Source organism: Cohnella baijiui (assembly GCF_020731285.1).
Lineage (GTDB): Bacteria > Bacillota > Bacilli > Paenibacillales > Paenibacillaceae > Cohnella.
On sequence record NZ_JAJFOW010000001.1, the window covers coordinates 204,119 to 222,606 of the forward strand.

The following is an 18,488-nucleotide window of genomic DNA, read 5'->3' on the forward strand; positions in this document are numbered from 1 at the left end:
CGCCGCTTCGTTTGCGTTTCCTGCTATGACGAGGTCGATAATGTGCTATATCTAGTCGAGAATGTGCCTAGCTGTCCGCCGCGACTTCCCTTACAGTAGGAATCGAATCCTAATCCCGCTCAAGGAGGCGCATCCATGCGGTTTCGCCAAGTCCATCTCGACTTCCATACTTCGGAACGCATTCCCGGCATCGGCAGTCGCTTCAGCAAGGCGCAATTCCAAGACATGCTGCGCGTAGGCCACGTCGACTCGATCACCGTGTTCTCCAAATGCCACCACGGCTGGGCGTACCATCCGTCCGAGGCGAACGAAATCCATCCGGAGCTCGACTTCGACTTGCTCGGCGCACAGATCGAAGCCGCGCACGAGATCGGCGTCAAGACGCCGGTTTATTTGTCCGCGGGACTCGACGAAAAGCTTGCCCGGACTCACCCCGAGTGGCTGCTCCGCCGTCCGGACGAATCGACGACCTGGGCGGCGGACTTCCTGTCGCCCGGCTATCACCGTTTCTGCATGAACACGCCGTATCTCGACATCCTGTGCGCTCAGATCGAAGAGGTCGTCTCCCGCTACGACGCGGACGGCATCTTCCTCGATATCGTCGGCGTCGCGGATTGCTACTGCCACGCCTGCATCGCCTCGATCCGGGACGCGGGAGGCGATCCCCGAGACCCGGCGGCGGTCCGCGCGCTCGCCGAACGGACGTACGCGACGTATGCCGCGCGGACGAACGAATCCGTCCATCGGATCAAGCCCGGACTGCCCGTCTTCCACAACGGCGGCCATATCCGGCGCGGCCGGCGGGATCTGGCGGGCTTCAACACGCACCTGGAGCTCGAATCGTTGCCCACCGGCGGCTGGGGCTACGATCACTTCCCGCTGTCGGCGCGGTACGTCCAGACGCTGGGCATGGATTTCCTCGGCATGACCGGCAAATTCCACACGTCCTGGGGCGAGTTCGGCGGATACAAGCATCCGAACGCGCTGCGTTACGAGACGGCGCTCAGCTTGGCGAACGGCGCGCGCATCTCGGTCGGCGACCAGCTTCATCCCGAAGGCCGGATGGACGAAGCGACCTACGCGCTGATCGGCGCCGCCTTCGCCGAAGTCGAAGCCAAGGAGCCTTGGTGCGTCGGCGTCGAAGCCGTAGCGGACGTCGCGCTGCTCAGCGTGGAAGCTTATAGCGGCGGCAGCCCGGATTCGCGCGGAGAGCCGACCGGCGATCCCGACGCCGGCGCGGTGCGGATGCTGCTCGAAGGCAAGCTGCTGTTCGATGTCATCGACCTGGAGGCAGACTTCGGCAAGTACAAGGTGCTCATTCTGCCGGATCGCTACGCGATCGACGAACGGCTCGGCGCCAAGCTGCGGGATTTCCTGTCCGGCGGCGGCCGAGTCCTCGCGACCGGCTCCTCCGGCTTGCGGGCGGACGGCGAAGATTTCGCCTTGAACCTGGGCGCGCGCAGCGTCGGGAAGGCACCATACCGTCCGGATTACTTCCGGCCGGATTTCCCGATCGCCGGCCTGCCTTCCGCGTCGTATGTCATGTACTCGGAAGGCCGGGAGATCGCGGCGGTCGAAGGCGGCGTCGTGCTAGGCGAGCGGGAGCACCCGTATTTCAACCGGGACGCTTTCTCCTTCTGTTCCCACCAGCATACCCCCGGCTCGCAGCTTCCGTCGGGTCCGGCCATGACCGAAGGGGCGGACGGCATCTACATCGCTTGGCAGGTGTTCTCCGAGTACGCGGAAATGGGTAGCCTCGTCCTGCGCGAAACCGTTCTCTACGCCCTGAATCGCCTGCTGCCGGACAAGACGCTGGAGACGAACTTGCCCGCGCAAGGCATCGTGACGGTGCAAAAGCAGCCGGCGGAGAGGCGCTGGGTGAACCATCTGCTCTACGCGTCGCCCGTTCGGCGCGGGAACGGGATCGAGGTCATCGAGGACCTGGTGCCGATCCGGGACGTCACGGTATCGCTGCGCGTCCCGTCCGCGGTTTCCTCCGTGACGCTGGAGCCCGGCGGTCGTCCGCTGGCCTACGACCAAGCGGACGGCACGGTTCGGTATACGGTGCCGGAGGTACTCTGCCACCAGATGGTTGTGCTCGCCTTCGCTTAAACCCCTCCCGATCGTTCGGCCTTCCCCGGTGGCATGCTGGTCAATGCGCGCGCGAAGCCGTATAATAGGAGGAACATCCGTTGCCGGCCGATCGCGGCGGCGGGACCCATGCCGCAAAGGAGAGGGTGCGAAGTGAGCTTGCCGAACGAACAGACGCCCGATGAACAGCAGCCGCCGATCTGCGACGTGCTGACGATCCTTGGATCCAAATGGTCGTTTCTTGTCATCGCCGAATTGATAAAAGGTCCGCAGCGCTTCAACCAGTTGCAGCGCAACGCCGCCGTCATCAAGACGCAGTCGCTGACGGACACGCTCCGTCATCTGGAAAAGACCGGCGTCGTGCAGCGGGAAGTATTCCCCACCGTGCCGGTGACGGTCGAATATTCGCTGACCGAGAAGGGCCGCGACTTCGGCCGGGTGCTGAAGGAGCTGGAAGACTGGGCGCAGCGGTGGGCGAAGCCGGCGTACGGTCTCGAGGCGTAGCGTCTTTGCCGTCATAGAAGTCATTAAAGGCCATTCCCGAGTCGTTGAACACGACCTGAGAATGGCCTTTAATTTCGGGGGGCAATACTGCCGCTATGCACCTCCATCCTCCGGCATCGCCCCTCGTTTTACCCATACGTCCTTGTAGCGCACTTTGCCCCATGCGTTGAGCGAGATGCCGCGCAGCGCCTCTTTCCCTTCCGGCACCTGGACGATCTGAAGACTGTGGTACAGGAAAATCAGGCTGTCGTCCTCCCGAAGCCGCCGCTCCGTCTCCGCAAGCAGCCGCATCCGATCTGCGGGATGTTCTTCTCGGATCAGCGCTTCCACCTGCCCGTCGATGTCGGCCCGCTCCGAGTCGGACAGCAGTCTCCGAACATAGCTCTCCTCCGACGTGTACAGCTCGAGCAGCGTCAGATCGGGCTGCTCGCTCAGCACTTCCCCCGCCAGCACGAGATCCGCCAGGCCCGCCAATTTCGGATCCGACAGCCGCTGGATGGGCACGACGACGACTTCGACGTCGATGCCGATCGCACCGTACGCGTTTCGGATCCATGCGGCGTTTTGTTCGTTGCTCGGCATTTCGTAGGTGTACAAGACGAGTTTCTCCCCGCGGTAGCCGGAGTCGCGAACCATCGCTTCGGCCTTCGTCGGATCGCAGGCGTCGCCGTATTCCGGCTCATAACGCTCCGGCTGGAAGCTCGAAGCGGGCCGCTCGCGGATGCCGCCCAGCTCCGCGACGAGGCGTTGGCGGTCCAGCCCGAGTCGCAGCGCCGAGCGGAAGCGCGCATCCGCCAAAGGGCCCTTTTTGCGGCGATTGACGAGCAAATAAGTGCTGCCTTGCTCCGTCTGGCGGATCGCAGCGAGCCTTTCGCCTCCTTCCCGAACCCGGGCCGCTTCGGAATAGAGCAGCTGAGTGTCCCCCGCATTCATCGGACGGTCCTCGATTCCTTCGTAGTTCGGCCATACCCACATCTCGATCCGGTCCAGCTGGGGGCGGCCCCGGTAATAGCGCTCGTTCGCTTCCGCGACGAGCATCGAGTCGTCGTTGCGGACGATGCGGAACGGACCGGTCCCGATCGGCAGTCTCGCAAACGACACATCCCCGGTTCCTTCATCCAGATCTCCGGGCACGATCGCGTATCGCTCGGTGCAGAGCGTAAGCAGGAACAGCGCGTTCGGACGACCGAATCGGACCAAGACGCTGTAAGGTCCGGTGATGCGAACCTCCTTCAGCATCCGGAGCTGCCAATCCGCGGGCGCCTTCGCCGCCAAACGCCGAAACGTGAACGCCACGTCTTCCGCGTTCAGTTCCCTGTCGTGGTGAAACCGCACGCCCTTGCGCAAATGAAGGTGCCAAACCCTCCGGTCCGCGTTGCTCTCCCAGTCGAGAGCGAGCCGGGGCACGATTAGGCCGTCCTCCGCTTCGTACTCGACCAGCGTATCGAAGAATTGCCGAATCCAGTGCGCCTCGGTCCGGCGATTGACGCGTGCCGGGTCCAGTTCGGGAACCGGGCGGTAGAAGGGAAACCGCAGCACGTCGACCGCATCGGCTTCCCGGCGAAGGCCGAGCTGTTCCGTCGTCCAATCGCCAAAGGAGCGAGTCAGCCGCCCGTCCCTAAACGACGCGACGAACGTCCGGGCTTCGCTCAGCTTTCCCTGCCCTACGAGCGACTGCGCCTTCCGCAACGCCATCGGACCGACGGCGCGGACAAAGGTCAGCCGGGACGGGTGTCCCCTTCCCCGCCCCGGCGTCCAGTCGATATACCCGCCTTCCGCCAGCTTGCGCACGATCAGCTGCGCGTTGCGCCGCGTGCATCCGAACGTCTCCGTCAACGCGTCCATCGACACCGAAAACGCCGCTCCCTCGGTCACGGAGGGAAAGCGACGACGCAAATCATAATAGTAGGTTTCCGCATCCATCCGATGCGCCACCCCTTTCCGTCGGGACGAGAAAAGGCGAAAAAGAGTCGACCTCTTTTCGCCCTATCTTCTCCTTTTTCGCAAGTATACCGGATCCCTGGCATGGCGTCAAAAGGCGCGGCGCCGTCCGGCTTCCTTTTACTTGGACAGAACTCTTTGCGCAGCTTCGTTGTAGATCTTCAGCACCTTTTCGATGTCGCCCGTTTTTTGGACCTTGTCGATAAACTTGGACCAATCGTCGAAGCTTTTCTTGCCGGAAACGAATTTGGCCTGCTCTTCGGTCACGAACGTTTTGACCGGGTTCAAAATCTCCGAAATTTGCTGGCTTTCGTCCGGCGTAAATTGGATCGCCGGCTCCTCGAACCAAGTTGGAATGTAATCGTTGCGGGGCATGGGCAAGCTCCGGATAAACGGCGACTTCTCGATGGGCACCTCTTCGTATTTGCCGTCGAACACGGTGTAGTCGTTCGGGGCAAAGTCTACGAACGCCCTGGAATCGATCGACATCTGCAGGCCGGGATTATGCTTTTTGCTGGCCCGCATCCCGTAATTGTCCCCTTCCACCCACGGATCCTTCGCGTTTTTGATCGAATCCACGAAGGTCGGGTTGCCGTCCGTGCCGATCTGGTAAGTCGTTCCTTCGATGCCCCAAGACGTCAGTCGGGTGATGTCGTCCGCATATTGCGCGTCGATGAACCGGATGAGCTCTTCCGGATGTTTCGCTTTGGCGCTAATGCAGAACGTGGCCCAGCCCAAGTCCGGCGTGTTGACGTTCGCCACCTCCTGCCATGCCGTCCCGTATTTCGGATTGCTCGGATACAGCGAAATGGCGAAAATTTTGCCGTCGTCGGCGGTTCTCGTATAATCGCCCGGAAGCGTGAACCAATCGGCCATCCACATGAAGTTGTCGCCGTTTAACGCTTTTTTCTTGAGCGTGTCGTCCGTATCGATCGTATATTCGGGATCCAGCAGCTTCTCCGAGTAGAGCTTGTTCGCGAATTGCAGCGCGTCTTTGTAGCCGTCGCCAAGCACGCCGTACACGTACTTGCTTCCGTCCCAGAAAATATCGGCCCGGATATGACTCGCCGAGAATAAGGAACGCAGATCGTTCCATCTCGTGTTGACGGGATACTTGTTCGGGTACAGCTGCTTCAGCTTTTTGGCCGCCTCGTAAAATTGGTCGAGCGTTTGCGGAATGTCCATGTTGTTGGCTTTGAACAGATCGTAGCGGTACGAGGACGTATTCTGGACCAGCATTCCGCTGTCGGCGGGAAACCGGGGTCTCGACGTTTCTTTGAAATAATACATCTTGCCGTCGGCGTTCGTGACGCGCGCCAATCCGTTTTTCACCTGACTCAAATAGTTCATGTAGTTCGGCATGTCTTTCTCGTACTGGCTCAGTTCCAGAATCTGGCCCTGCTTGGCCATGTCGGTCGTATCGTAAAACAAGGGAGTGACGAAGAGGTCGGTCAAATCGTCGCTCGCGATCATCAGCTTTACCTTTTCGTCGTACTCGGAGGAAGGAATGTAATTGTATTTGATGTCGATCTTCTTGCCCATCTTGGCTTCCATTTGTTTCAGCCATTCTTTGCCGACCATGCTGTTCACGTCGTCTACGCCGCCGGATGGCAGCGTGACCGAAAAGCTGATCGTCCCTCCGCTTTCGCCTGCCGGAGATGCGCTGCCGTCGGCGTCTTGATCCGACGATTGGCAGCCTGACACGGCCAAGGCCAGCAACGAGGCGGCGGCGAGGCTCGCGATCTTCGCTTTGTTCTTCATGGATTTTCCCTCCCGGATATCATCGGTCGATTCGTTCGTCCAAACCCGATCCGTCAGCCTTTAATGGCTCCTACGAATACGCCTTTCGTAAAGTGCTTTTGGAAAAAAGGATAGATCGCCATAATCGGAAACATCGTGATGATGATGACGCTCATTCGGATGGCCTTCGGATCCAGCGCCGTTCCCGGGCCGTTGATCGCCACGTTTCCCGCTCCGACCCTGCCTTGAATCGCCTTCGTGTCCATGGCGAACAAATAGTTTCGGAGAATCATCTGCAGCGGGTACTTATCCTGGTCTCTCAAGTAGATCAAGGCTTCGAACCAACTGTTCCAGCTCCCGACCAGACCGAACAAAGCGAAGGTCGCGAGCAGCGCTTTCGATAAGGGCAAAATGATTTTGAACAGCACCACGACGTCGTTAGCTCCGTCGATGAGCGCGGATTCTTTCAGCTCGGCCGGAATGTTGGAGAAGAAGGTTCGGAACAGGAACACGTTATAAGCTCCGACCGCGCCTGGAAGGATCATCACCCAGACCGTATCCAGCAGGTGCAAGCTGCGCATCAGCAAATAAGTCGGGATGAGCCCGCCGCCGAAAAACATCGTAATCATGAGAAACACCGTAAAAAACTTTTTGCCGATAAACCCCGGCATGGTCAGCGGATACGCCATCAAGGACGTAAAGATCAGCATGATGCCGGTGGAGCCGACGGCATACAGAATGGAATTCAAGTACCCTTTGTAAATAAACGGATCTTGAAAGACGTCCCGATAAGCTTGCAAGGTAAAGCCCTGCGGCCAAACGGTGACGCTCCCCGAGGAGATGAAGCGGGAACCGCTCATGGACGTGGCGATGATGTTCAAGATCGGGTATAGTACCACGACGAGAATGACGATCATGACGAAGATGTTGATCGCGTCGAATAGGCGGGAGCCCGCGCTTTCTCTTCCCTTCCAGCTCAATCTCTTCGCCCCCCTAGAACAAGCTCGTTTCGGAAACCTTGCGGCTGAACCAGTTGGAAATATAAAGAATGGTGAACGAGATGACCGACATGAACAGGCCGATCGCCGTCGTGTATTCGTATTTCGCGCCCAATATTCCCTGCCGGTACACATAGGAACCGATGACGTCCGCGACGCCATACGTTTCCGGCGAATAGAGCAAAATGATTTTTTGGAAATCCGTGCCGAGGATGCCGCCCAAGGAGAAGATGAGTAGGATGACGGTCGTCGGTCGGATCGACGGCCAGGTGATGTGCAGCATCTTTTTCCAACGGCTAGCCCCGTCCACTTCCGCGACGTCGTACAGAGTCGGATCGATCCCGCTTAGCGCGGCAAGGTAGATGATCGAGCCGAATCCAACCCCTTGCCAGATGCCCGAAGAGATGAAGATCGTCCGGAAATAATCCGGCTCGAGGAGGAACATGATCGGACTGCCGCCGAAATGCTCCACGATGCGATTGACCATCCCGTCTCTGGCCAAGAAATCCTTCAACAGCCCCGCCACGATGACGACCGAGATAAAGTGCGGAAAATAAGACACTGTCTGGACGATCTTTTTAAAACGCTTGTTCCTTAACTCGTTCAGCAATAGAGCCAGTATGATGGGGGCCGGAAAGGACCAGATCAACGTATACACGCCCAGCAGCAACGTGTTTTTCAACACCCGGAACGCCATGGGATCGTGGAAAAACGTCGTGAAGTATTTGAATCCGATCCACGGGCTCCCGATGATTCCCTTGGAAGCGTTGAAGTCTTTGAAGGCGATCGTGATTCCGTACATTGGAAAGTAGTTAAAGATCAGTACGGTCAGAAAACCCGGCAGCACCATGAGATAAAGATATCGCTGCTTCCAAAGTCTCGGTAACAGTCTTTTTCTGTACGTTGTCTCCAAAAATAACACCCTTTCCATTGCGCTGCAGCCAAATGCCGCCTTTCCGCCGCGGGCGCGCGGCGGAAAGACTTGCGGCAAGGCGCGTTACGGATTCGCCGCCGCAGGCGCCGGCGGCAGCCCCAGCTTCGGATCAGCCAAGTCGAGTTTGTACATCAGCTGATTGTAGTTGTACCGAGGCGTTGGAACATGGCTCGTAAACGTGTTCGTATACGTCCCTTCGAAATAAAGGACGCGGCCGCCGTCCTTATCGAAGAAGGGGTGGTGGGCGACATTGTAGAACGTGTAATTGTCGTGCGTAACGATCTTCTTGGCGGTCGTCCACGGGCCTTGCGGCGCCGGCGCTTCCGCGTACCAGATCTCGCCGAGCCCCGAGCTTTGGCCGCCCACCTGCTGCCCGATCATCACGAATCGTTGTCGGTACGCGTTCCATTCGACGGAGCTGGAGGCGATCTGAACCTCCGCTCCGGTGTCCGCATCCTTCAACTGGAAGTAATGCGGGTCGCCGGGCTTGATCAGCCCGAGACCGATTAACTCTTTTTCCTGGTCCTGCCGAAGGGGAGGCGTGTTGCGTTTCCAGCCCCACACCAGGTTGCCCTGGGCATCGCGTTCGAGCGATGTGTTCGCCCCGTCGTAGGTCGTTCCCGGTGTCAAGCATGTGAAGGCTTCGTACTGCGTATAGTCCCGGATGGCTTCGAAGGCGGACGGCACCCGCAAATTCGGCATCCGATGTTCGGTGAATACCCAGTAGCCTTTTCCGTTCTCTTCGTAATAGCTCGCCTGGCCGCCGGGATGGCGCCAATCGTCCTTGGACGGGAACTGGACGAGCGGTTCGAATTCGTTCTTCTCATCGTTGAAGACGAGAACGCCGAAGGCAGTCAGCTCCGGATTGTGCGTGCTGTAGCCGGCCAGCAGACGCGCTTTCCCGGCGGCGTCCTTGGCCGTCATCAGGCCGAACACCCAAGCGATCCCCGCTCCGTCGGGCAGCGGCGGCACCAGGCTCTTGACGAACCCTTCGTCATTCGTAAAATACGTCAGGTCGACGCCGACATCGGGATCGAGACCGCCTTTCCCGGGCAGCTTCGACGTGGCGCCCGTCACCCGGAAATTGCCGAGCGGATAACTCGGACGATCCGTGTCTCCCCAGAACCAATACAGACGATTGCGGTATTCGATCGCTTGCACCGAATCCTGTCCCATGACCTGCCCGTTCAGCAGCGGTTCTGCGATCGGCGGCTTCCAGCCGAGAAGAACGCTGTCCCGGTAGATGCCTTGCCCTGTAATTCGGTACAGCCGCTGGGCGATGTTGATTCGGTTCATCTTCAGCGTCACGGTTCCGCCGGGCGTCACTTCGACCGCCTGGCCGCGGTTGCCGAAGAAGTCCGCCGGAACGTCGTAACCGTCGCTCGAAAGATGGAAAAAGACCTTCTGATTCATCAAGCCCGGCTCGTCAAAGGCTGCGTAGCCCGCGCTATCCGTGTAGAGCAACATGCTGTTCGTCGTCTTCAGCTCGACGGCCGGAATGCCTCGTCCCGTTTCGGCATCCACGACTCGGATCGAAAAAGGTCCTTGCTTCTTGTGGGGCGCCGCGCTTCCCGGTTTCGCCGCTTCTTCGCCATCGGCCGCAGCCGCCAGCGACGCGCCCAGTGCCATCGCGATCATCAGCAACGCGCAAGTCCAGACGCCTGCCTTCTTCCAAGTTTTCCGATTCACCAAAATCCCTCCCCTGATCGAATGCTTGCTTCGCCTACTTGCTGAAACGGACGAGAAGTTATCATACTAACTAGTCGAATAAAACATACTAGGTCCGGTTTCATCATAATACGTGTAGAATGGTTTTGCAAACCCTTTCATGTTCATTTTAGGTACGAATTTGCGACGCAAAACTCCAAATCGGAGACATTTCAATCCCGATCGTGTGGATGAAGCACGTCAGTCCGGTCCTTAATCCCATGTCGACTCCCAACAACTTCGTATACGAACACAATGCAATTCGTTATAATGAAAAATAAAACGACTCGCTTGAGGTGAACGAAGTGGACAAGAAACCGACGGCTTCGCCCAAATACCAATTGGTGAAGGATTACGTGCTGTCGCAAATCGAAAAAAACGAAATCTCGCAGGACGATCGAATCCCGAGCGAGTCGGAATTCGCGAAAATGCTGGACGTCAGTTCGATTACCGTGCGGAAGGCGCTGACGGATCTCGTCAACGAAGGCGTGATTTATCGCGTCAGGGGGAAAGGCAGTTTCGTGGCTAACCAGCATCCGACAGCAGTCAAAACGACGTCCAACCTGGTCGCCTTCATCATCTCCGGTCTGGATCTGCACGACAGCTCCTATATGCGAATCATGAAAGGCGTTCAATCGTTCCTCAGCCAAAACGATTGCAAGCTGATGATCGAATTCGTGGAGAACAACTTCGAGCAGGAGCGCGAACTCGTGCTGCAGCTCATTCAATCGGAAATCCGGGGACTGCTTGTCTATTCCTCCGATCCCGAAGCGGCCAGAAGCTATCTGGACGACATCCGCAAAACATCGATTCCGTTCGTCATGCTCGACCGATTCCCTTCCGGCTATCCCGTAAGCTGCGTCGCCTGCAACAACCACGACGGCGCGTACGAAGCCGTCGAATACATGATCGGGCAAGGGCATCGCCGCATCGGATTCGCGGCGTACGATTTTCATTTCAGCTCCGAGAGCGACCGCTACCAAGGCTACCGAAGCGCGATGTCCCATGCCTCGGCCGCCGTCGACAACGAATGGCTCTATCTGGGACGGGATCTGGATTACCCGAAGCTTGCCGGCCAAATCCGCCGCGGTGAAATCACCGCGATGTTCTGCGCGAACGACAAACGGGCGATCGAAGCGCTGGAAAAGCTGACGGCCGAGGGCATCCGGATTCCCGGACAATTTTCGCTGATGGGCTTTGACGATTTCGAAGGCGTAAAATTCGCCAAAGTTCCGCTTAGCACCGTCAAGCAGCATTTCGACATGCTCGGCTACGAAGCGGCCAAGCTGCTGTTCGAGATGCGCGACGCCACGTCGCACGGCTACAAGAAAGTGCTGCTGCCGACCGATCTGGTCATTCGCGATACGGTCTCGCCGCCTTCCGAATGAGAGCGGGTGCCTCCTCCTCCTCCGTTGCGTCTCACGCTCCGCGCGAAAAGGGCCGGCGCCGCCGTTGGCGAAGCCCAGGCGACGAACCGGCCCTTCTGGAAGCTCGCCGCTAACCCTGCATGCGCCGCCAGTCGAAATCGATCGTATTCAAGAACGCGCGGGCCAGCATCGTATGGCCGATTTTTCGATCGCTGTCCGTAATGGAATCGCCGATCAACACGAGACGCTGTCCGTCGTTCAGCTTCATTCTCCTCGTTCCTCCCTCTCGTTCCGTTTTACGATCGCTTCGCCAAGAAGGCGTCGACCTGCTTTTGAAGCTCGTTCTGGATCTTCTTGAGCGGGGCTTCCCCTTCGGCTTTGAACTTGGCGAAATAGTCTTCCAGGTCAAGCGCGCCGTTGAAGAGGCCGTTATAATATTTCGCCTGAATGGCGGAGAACTGGGCCACTTCGTTCTTTACCGGCGTCGGGTCGAACGTAAAGCCGGTCATGACGTCCTTCGTGAAGTTGTCCGCCTGCGCAATGAAACGGTTGTATTTCAGCGTTTCCTCGTCGGTGCCGACCCAGTTCCGCTCCAGACTCGGATTCAGCATGAGCTGGAACGAGACGATTCCGCCGTCATTGTTTAACGTTTCGTACCGATCATCGCCGACGGCCTTCCAGTTCTTCCCTTCGATGCCGTGCTCCAATAGATCGTAATGGTCTTTTTGGTTCGCCCAATCAAGGAACATCATCGCGCGGTCTTTATGCTTGCTCGCCTTGACGATGCAAATGAAATTGTCCATCTTGTAATTGGACAAGTTGCTGCCGGGCGTCAGATCGAACAGGCGGACGGCTTCCAGCTCTCCGTCGGGAACGACCTGCTTGAGCCGGTCGTTAAACGATTGGGGAATGCCGAACGCCATTTGGGGCGTGGCAGCGACTTTATTTTGCACCTGCATGTCCGACTGGGAGCTTTTGTTCGTCATGACGTCTTGCGACATGATCTTGTCCGTAAACAGCTTGCGGGCATTTTCGAGATAAGACCAAATCTTCGGCTCTTGGGTGTCGAACAGATTGTAGACCTTGCCGTCGATGCCTTTGTAGTACAGCATCAAGCTCGCGCCGATGGCATTGGTCGGACGGACGCCCAGACCGGAATCGTCCCTAACCAGCCAATTGACCCAACTGTACGTGACGTCGTCCGCTCCCGCGATCAGCGGTACGATGCCCGGCTCGCGGTCGCGCACGGCATACAGATAGGCTTGGAGGTCTTCGTATGTTCGAACGGGCGGCAAGCCCAGCTTCTCCCGCAGGTCCTTGCGGATGAATACCGCTCTAGGCTGCGTGTAGGCGCTCCCCAAAGGGACGCCGAAGATGTTGCCGTCGATTTTGTTGGCGTCCCACATCTGCTGCGGACGCGTCTCCTTCACATGGGAACCGTACTGGTCCAACAGACCGGTTAACTCCTCGTAGAAGCCTTGAGAGGCCATCGAGTCCAGATGCAGCCAGGGAGCGTCGAAGATCAAGTCCACGTTTTCCCCCGAAGCCAGCATCACGTTCGTTTTCTGATTCAGATCGGCAAAGTCGATGAACGTAAAGTCTACCTGGGTGTTCAAATCCGCTTTGAGCCGTTTGTTGACCTCGCTCATCACCTCGTCGAAATGGGCCCCTTTGCCTCCGGGAACGACCACCTTCAGCGTAACCGGCGCCAACGAGGCATTGCCCTTCGCGTTGGCACCTGCGGCCCCGGCGTCGTTTCCGTCGCTGCCGCCGCAGCCCGCGAGCATCAAACTCGCGAGCACGAAAATAGCCGCGGCCGTCGTCAGGCTTTTGAACTTGACCATGCTGAAACCCCCTTCTCATCGGATAAAGCTGGCATTTCCGGATCATGCAAGCCGAACATCAGCCTTTTACCGAGCCCAGCGTCAATCCCTTGACGAAATATTTCTGGACCAGAGGATACGCGAAAATGATCGGTCCGATCGTCAGGCACACCGTTGCCAGTTTGACCCCTTCAGCCGGCGGCAGCGTCAGCACGTTGCCGCCATGATTCAGCGACGACAGCTGCATCTGGGACATGAGCTGCCGAAGCAGCAGCTGGAGCGGATACAGATCGCTGTGGTCGATGAACAACAGCGACAGCCACCAGTCGTTCCAATACTGAAGCGCGTAGAACAATCCGATCGTCGCGATGACCGGCGTCGAGACCGGCCGGATGATCTTGAAGAAGATGACCCACTCGTTCGCGCCGTCGACGGTCGCCGATTCGTTCAGCTCGTAAGGCAGCGAGCGGTAAAACGAAACGAAAATGAAAGCGAAGAACGGATTCATCAGATAAGGAAGCACGAGCGCCCACCAGGTATCTTTCAAATGCAGCCACCGGACGACGAGAAGATAGAAGCCGACCAGTCCCGATCCGAAAATCATCGGCGCGTACGTCATGAACGAGAGAAACCCGCGATACCTGTTCTTCGGATTCGCCAGGACGTAGGCGAAAAGCGCGGTAATCGCGACGCCTGCGGCGGTTCCGGCCGCCGTCGCCGAGGCGGTGACGCCATAACTGGTAAAGATCTGTTTGCCCTGCAGCAGAAATCGGTACGATTCCAGCGTGAAGCTGCTCGGCCACGCGGCATATCCGTCGATCGCCAAGCTCTTGTCGGCGGCGAACGAATTGACGACCATCAGCCAAAAGGGAAACAGGCAGATCAGTGAAAACGCAATCAAAAACGAGCAGATGAGCATCACCAACATCTTCTCGGACATTCCCGCGCGCCAGCGAAGCCGGCCGGACGCGCTTGACGCGATCGGACGGTCCAATCCGCCCACCTCCCCGCTCAGAACAATCTGGAATCCGGATCGATTCTCCGCACGATTCCGTTAAATGCAACGACGGCAATCAAGCCCATGACGGACTGATAGAGCACGATGGCCGATGACATGCTGAAGTCTCCCAATTGACGGAGCGCTCGATAGGAATACGTATCGATCACGTCGGTCGTCGGGAACAAAATGCCGTTGTCGCCGACGATGCCGTAGATCATGCCGAAATCGCCATAGAAGATGCGCCCGACGCCGAGCAAAACCAAAATGATGATTTGCGGTTTCAGCAGCGGCAAGGTGATGTGCCTCATCTGCTGAAGTCGGGACGCGCCGTCCAGTCGGGCGCTCTCGTAATAATCGGTCGATAATCCGGCAATGGCGGCGAGCAAAATGATCGAGAGGTACCCGGCGCTTTTCCAAATGCGGACCAGGGTCAGGATGATCGGCCAGACCCACGGCGTCTGATACCAGTCGACGGCGCGCAGCCCGACTCGCAGCAGCGCGTGGTTGAGAAGACCGTCGGAATTGTTGAAGAGGATAAACGTCATATAGCCGACGACGATCCAAGAGATGAAATAAGGCAGGAACACGACGGATTGGATCGTCCGTTTGAACCATCTCAGGCGAATTTCATTCAGGAAGATCGCAATGAGAAGCGCAAACGCCATTTCGAAAACGATAAACATCGCGTTTAAATAGAGCGTGTTTAACGTAACCGGCATCCAATCCCGGCTTGAAAAGAAAAAACGGAAGTTGTTCAGTCCCGCCCATTCGCTGCCCCATATGCCTCGGCCAATCTGAAAGTTCTTGAACGCGAGAATGTGTCCGGCCAAAGGAATATAGGAGAAGACAACGAGAAATACGATTCCCGGCACCGCCATGGCGTACAGATGTCGATTGCGGGCGAAATCCTTGGCCAAACGTTTCATCAACTTTGATTCCCTCCATCCCCTCCGATGCGATTCATATGCCGGCGATGTCCATTATGCACGGATCCGAACCGGCGGCATAGTCCTCAAAGTGCCGATTCGAGTACCGAGTCCGTGGTTTCAAAGCCGAATGCGGCGGGACGGAAGTCTCCGTTCCGATACTGTCAAAACGAAGACTCCGTGAAGCGGAGGCCTTGCAGTCCGGCATATGGTATACTAATTTCGACTTTGGGCGCGAGGTGTTCGTATACGATGTTGAACCTTTTTTACAACAAAACCTATATTCGCACCTTCCTTTTCGTTACCGGCATCCTCATCTGCGCGCTCATTCCGTTCGTCTACTTTCTATCTTCGGAGTTCGCAAAATACGCGATGATGGAAGTCCAGGGCAACTCGCAGCGCGAAGTCGACAATCTGGCCTCCAAGGCAGATACCGTGCTCCGCAATCTGAAAGCTTACGGTCTCAGCATGTACGCCGACCAGAATATCCAGAATTGGTTCTTCAGCACCGGCCAAGACCCGATGATCGACCATGCGGCGTTGGTCGCCCAATCCAATTTCTTGTCCACCGAGCCGCTGATCCAGCGCGCGTACCTGATCAATTTGCGGAACGGGCTGGCCGTAGATTCGAAGGCGGGCATCGTGCCGCTGGGCGCGTTCGCCGACCAGGCCATGTTAAAGCGGGTGAGCACGTTCCGCCTTCAGTACATGCACTTCTTCAACCATGCGATGGACCGCGAGGACAACCTGGCGCTCGTTCTGCCGGCTACGCCCGAGAAGTCGTCAGACTTCTATCTGGTGCTGCTGATCGACAAGCCGCTGCTGTCCGATCTCCTGTTTGGCCCCTCTCTCTCCTCCGAGCAGGATGTCCGAATTCTGGACGAGGAAGGAGATCTGATCTTGGGACAGCCGAACCCCGATCTGAGCAAACAAGTGTACCTCGCCGCGCATCGGGAACCGGGACACAGCCTGCAGGTCAAGCTTCCTCGGGAACGGTGGTTCGTCCATACGGCCGACATGCCGATCGACGATTGGACCCTGTATTATTCGAACGAATACCGCATTTTGACACGACACATCTCTGCCTACCAGCAAAAATTGATAGCGTATACATTGCTGCTGCTGGGCATCGTCTCGCTGCTGTTTTTCTGGAGCTCGCGCAGGGCCTTGCGTTCGCTTACCTCCCTGTCGGAGAAGCTGCAGCGGAAGGTCGCGTTTCCGGCCGCGGTCGCCGCGCCGAAGCCGGACATCCAATGGATCGACGACGGCATCGAGGCGCTGCTCGACAAGATGGAACAGCTTCATGCTTCAGTAAGGGACCAATCCGAGCTGGTTCGTGCGGAAACCCTCGGCCAATGGGTGCTGCACGGAACGCCGGGCATGAAAAATATCGAGTACATTCGGCGTCGGACCAAGTTGAAGTCTTCCGCTTCTCTAAGCCTGGCCGTCCTTCGGATCGAAGCTTTTTCCGTCTTCTGCGAACGCTATGATTTCCCTTCGCGCAAATCGATCAAATACGCCATTCGGAATATCGCCGAGGAAGTCGTCGATGCCGGGCCTTGCGTCGCCGAAGGCTTGGACATGGGCGGCGATCATCTCCTCCTGCTGATCGGGGGCGAACCGGATGCCCCGGGGCTGCGAGAGCGGCTGAAGGACGCGCGCGAACAGGTTGCCCGCATTCTGAACGTCGACGTCACCATTGCCGTCAGTCGCGCCTACGAGATCAGCGCGAACATCCGAACCGTTTACGACCATATTTACGAGCTCACGATGCTTCGGTTTTTGAACGGAGACAACCGGATTTACGAGGAGAGCGACTTCGAAGCGTTCATGGAGGGGTATCCGACCGCATCGGAAGCGCCGGATGCGACCGAGGTCATTCGAACGATCCGCGGCGGACGCAAAGCGCAGGCGATCGTTCTTCTGCGTCAAAAGATGAGGCTCATTCAAGAAATGCCTTATCGGGAGTCCAAGCTTTATTTAACGTATTTCACCTACGACCTGCTGAAGAGCTTCAGCAAATCCAACGTCGTTCACGGGATCGGCAGCATCGATCGGCTGCTCGACCGCTACCGCACGATCGGAGAGCTCCAAGCCTGGCTGGAAAGCATGATCGAGATGCTGGCGGCCGAAATCGAAGCTCCGAACCCCCCAAGCCGAAAGGAGGAGCTCGTCAACGAAATCCGGGAGTACGTGAACAATCACCTTCAGGACGATCAGCTGTCGGTCGAACAAATCGCCGACAACTTCTCCTACTCCGTCAGCTATGTCCGTCAGTTGTTCAAAGAAACGATGAACGTCTCCTTGTCCGATTACGTGCTCCAGGAACGAATCGAGCGGGTGAAGGAGAAGCTCGTCTCCACTCGCCTCCCGATTTTGGAAATTGCCGGTCAATGCGGCTTCCTGTCCAAAGGGCATTTCTATTCGTCGTTCAAAAAACATACGGACCTTACCCCGAAGCAATATCGGGAACGATACGACGGAAAAGGCGAACGCGCCATGTAGGTTCTCCCAAAACGCGCTTGTCACCGAAACGGCCGGAGGCGCGCCGCCGGCCGTTGCCCTGCGCCGGCAAAAAAGCTCGAGCGTCCGTCGCGAACGGACGCTCGAGCTTTTTCCGGTTACAAGGCTTCGCCGAACACGCGGTCGTAGCACGCTTGCGAATGGCGCGCGAGTTCGTCCGGCGTTCCCTGCGGCGGTTCCCGCGTCAGTATTTCCTGCGCGACCGGACCGTCGTAGCCGATCTTGCGCAGCGCTTGCAGGAAGCCCTTCAAGTCGATGACGCCTTCGCCCGGATACAGCCGGCCGTTGTCCAGCGCCTCTTCGATCGGAACATCCGGCGCGTCGTTCAAGTGGACGTGCACGATCTGGTCGGGACGAAGCGCCTCGATATCGGCCGGCTTCAGCCCGTTCGTGTGCCAGTGGTAGGCGTCCAGCAACAATCCGACGTTCGGCTCGCCGATCGCGTCGATCCAGTCCAGCGTTTGCTCCATCGACCAGATGAACGGGTTCGCCCAGGCCGTCCGCAGGTGGTGCGGTCCGACGAACTCCAGCCCGAGCCGGATGCCGTATACGCCGAGCAACTGCGCGCAGGCGCGCAGCCGTCGCGTCGCCAGCGCCATGAAATGCGCGGCCGGGTCATCCGTCGACGGCAGGATGTACGTGCAGCAGCGCGTGCATCCGAGCGCGCGGGCGGCGTCCGCATGTGCCGCGAGCACCTTCATCCCTTCCAGGAACGCTTCCTCCGACGACCGCCATTCCACCGGCAGGCCGATGCTGCCGACCTCGACGCCGTGCTCCGCCAGCAGCGCCTTCGCGCCTTCGACGCCGTATCGGCTCACCAGCCATTCGGCGTTGATGTCGACCGTGCCGAAACCGTACTTCCCGGCCAGTTCGATCAGTTGAACTTCGTCTTCCAGTTTGCCGAGCCCCGCAACGCTTAATCCTCTCCGCATGT

14 protein-coding genes are annotated in these 18,488 nt (G+C 58.1%); 4 read left to right on the forward strand and 10 right to left on the reverse strand.

Annotated features, from left to right (window positions below; translation table 11 throughout):
- Positions 1–135: 135 nt before the first annotated feature.
- The gene (locus LKX83_RS00925; RefSeq protein WP_227879980.1) at positions 136–2,112 is read left to right on the forward strand and encodes a beta-galactosidase trimerization domain-containing protein; all 1,977 of its coding nucleotides are present in this window, start codon (positions 136–138) and stop codon (positions 2,110–2,112) included.
- Between the two features lie 138 nt (positions 2,113–2,250).
- Positions 2,251–2,595 carry a winged helix-turn-helix transcriptional regulator gene (locus LKX83_RS00930; protein WP_227880346.1) on the forward strand — a complete coding sequence of 115 codons (345 nt, stop codon included), beginning with the start codon at positions 2,251–2,253 and terminating at the stop codon, positions 2,593–2,595.
- Positions 2,596–2,688: 93 nt separating this feature from the next.
- Here LKX83_RS00930 and LKX83_RS00935 read toward each other — a convergent pair whose 3' ends face one another.
- The 5 genes from LKX83_RS00935 to LKX83_RS00955 form a co-directional block, all read right to left on the reverse strand.
- On the reverse strand, positions 2,689–4,518 hold the full coding sequence (locus LKX83_RS00935; protein WP_227879982.1) for an ABC transporter substrate-binding protein: 1,830 nt from the start codon (positions 4,516–4,518) through the stop codon (positions 2,689–2,691).
- Between the two features lie 138 nt (positions 4,519–4,656).
- Entirely contained in the window at positions 4,657–6,297 is a 1,641-nt protein-coding gene (locus tag LKX83_RS00940; RefSeq protein WP_227879985.1) for an extracellular solute-binding protein, read from the reverse strand.
- A 53-nt stretch (positions 6,298–6,350) separates the two neighbouring features.
- Positions 6,351–7,193 carry a carbohydrate ABC transporter permease gene (locus LKX83_RS00945; RefSeq protein WP_227880350.1) on the reverse strand — a complete coding sequence of 281 codons (843 nt, stop codon included), beginning with the start codon at positions 7,191–7,193 and terminating at the stop codon, positions 6,351–6,353.
- A gap of 76 nt (positions 7,194–7,269) precedes the next feature.
- A complete protein-coding gene (locus LKX83_RS00950; protein WP_227879986.1) occupies positions 7,270–8,124 on the reverse strand; it encodes an ABC transporter permease in 855 nt (284 codons plus the stop codon).
- 147 nt (positions 8,125–8,271) lie between these two features.
- Entirely contained in the window at positions 8,272–9,897 is a 1,626-nt protein-coding gene (locus LKX83_RS00955) for a DUF4185 domain-containing protein (protein ID WP_227879987.1), read from the reverse strand.
- A gap of 323 nt (positions 9,898–10,220) precedes the next feature.
- Here LKX83_RS00955 and LKX83_RS00960 point away from each other — a divergent pair, with 323 nt between their 5' ends.
- Positions 10,221–11,303: a substrate-binding domain-containing protein gene (locus LKX83_RS00960; RefSeq protein WP_227879988.1), complete on the forward strand. Its 1,083-nt coding sequence runs from the start codon at positions 10,221–10,223 to the stop codon at positions 11,301–11,303.
- Between the two features lie 109 nt (positions 11,304–11,412).
- On the opposite strand, the gene LKX83_RS00965 is transcribed toward LKX83_RS00960, so the two are convergent.
- Genes LKX83_RS00965 through LKX83_RS00980 form a run of 4 tightly spaced genes read right to left on the reverse strand, consistent with a single transcriptional unit; the run spans position 11,413 to position 15,031 of the window.
- Positions 11,413–11,550: a hypothetical protein gene (locus LKX83_RS00965; protein WP_227879989.1), complete on the reverse strand. Its 138-nt coding sequence runs from the start codon at positions 11,548–11,550 to the stop codon at positions 11,413–11,415.
- A 28-nt stretch (positions 11,551–11,578) separates the two neighbouring features.
- Positions 11,579–13,126 (reverse strand): extracellular solute-binding protein, encoded by a 1,548-nt coding sequence (locus LKX83_RS00970; protein ID WP_227879990.1) that lies wholly within the window; start codon positions 13,124–13,126, stop codon positions 11,579–11,581.
- A gap of 58 nt (positions 13,127–13,184) precedes the next feature.
- A complete protein-coding gene (locus LKX83_RS00975; RefSeq protein ID WP_227879991.1) occupies positions 13,185–14,099 on the reverse strand; it encodes a carbohydrate ABC transporter permease in 915 nt (304 codons plus the stop codon).
- 17 nt (positions 14,100–14,116) lie between these two features.
- A complete protein-coding gene (locus LKX83_RS00980; RefSeq protein WP_227880353.1) occupies positions 14,117–15,031 on the reverse strand; it encodes an ABC transporter permease in 915 nt (304 codons plus the stop codon).
- A 252-nt stretch (positions 15,032–15,283) separates the two neighbouring features.
- Between LKX83_RS00980 and LKX83_RS00985 the strand changes: the two genes are divergently transcribed.
- Positions 15,284–17,536 (forward strand): AraC family transcriptional regulator, encoded by a 2,253-nt coding sequence (locus LKX83_RS00985; protein ID WP_227879993.1) that lies wholly within the window; start codon positions 15,284–15,286, stop codon positions 17,534–17,536.
- 116 nt (positions 17,537–17,652) lie between these two features.
- On the opposite strand, the gene LKX83_RS00990 is transcribed toward LKX83_RS00985, so the two are convergent.
- On the reverse strand, positions 17,653–18,486 hold the full coding sequence (locus LKX83_RS00990; RefSeq protein WP_227879994.1) for a sugar phosphate isomerase/epimerase family protein: 834 nt from the start codon (positions 18,484–18,486) through the stop codon (positions 17,653–17,655).
- Between the last annotated feature and the right edge of the window lie 2 nt (positions 18,487–18,488).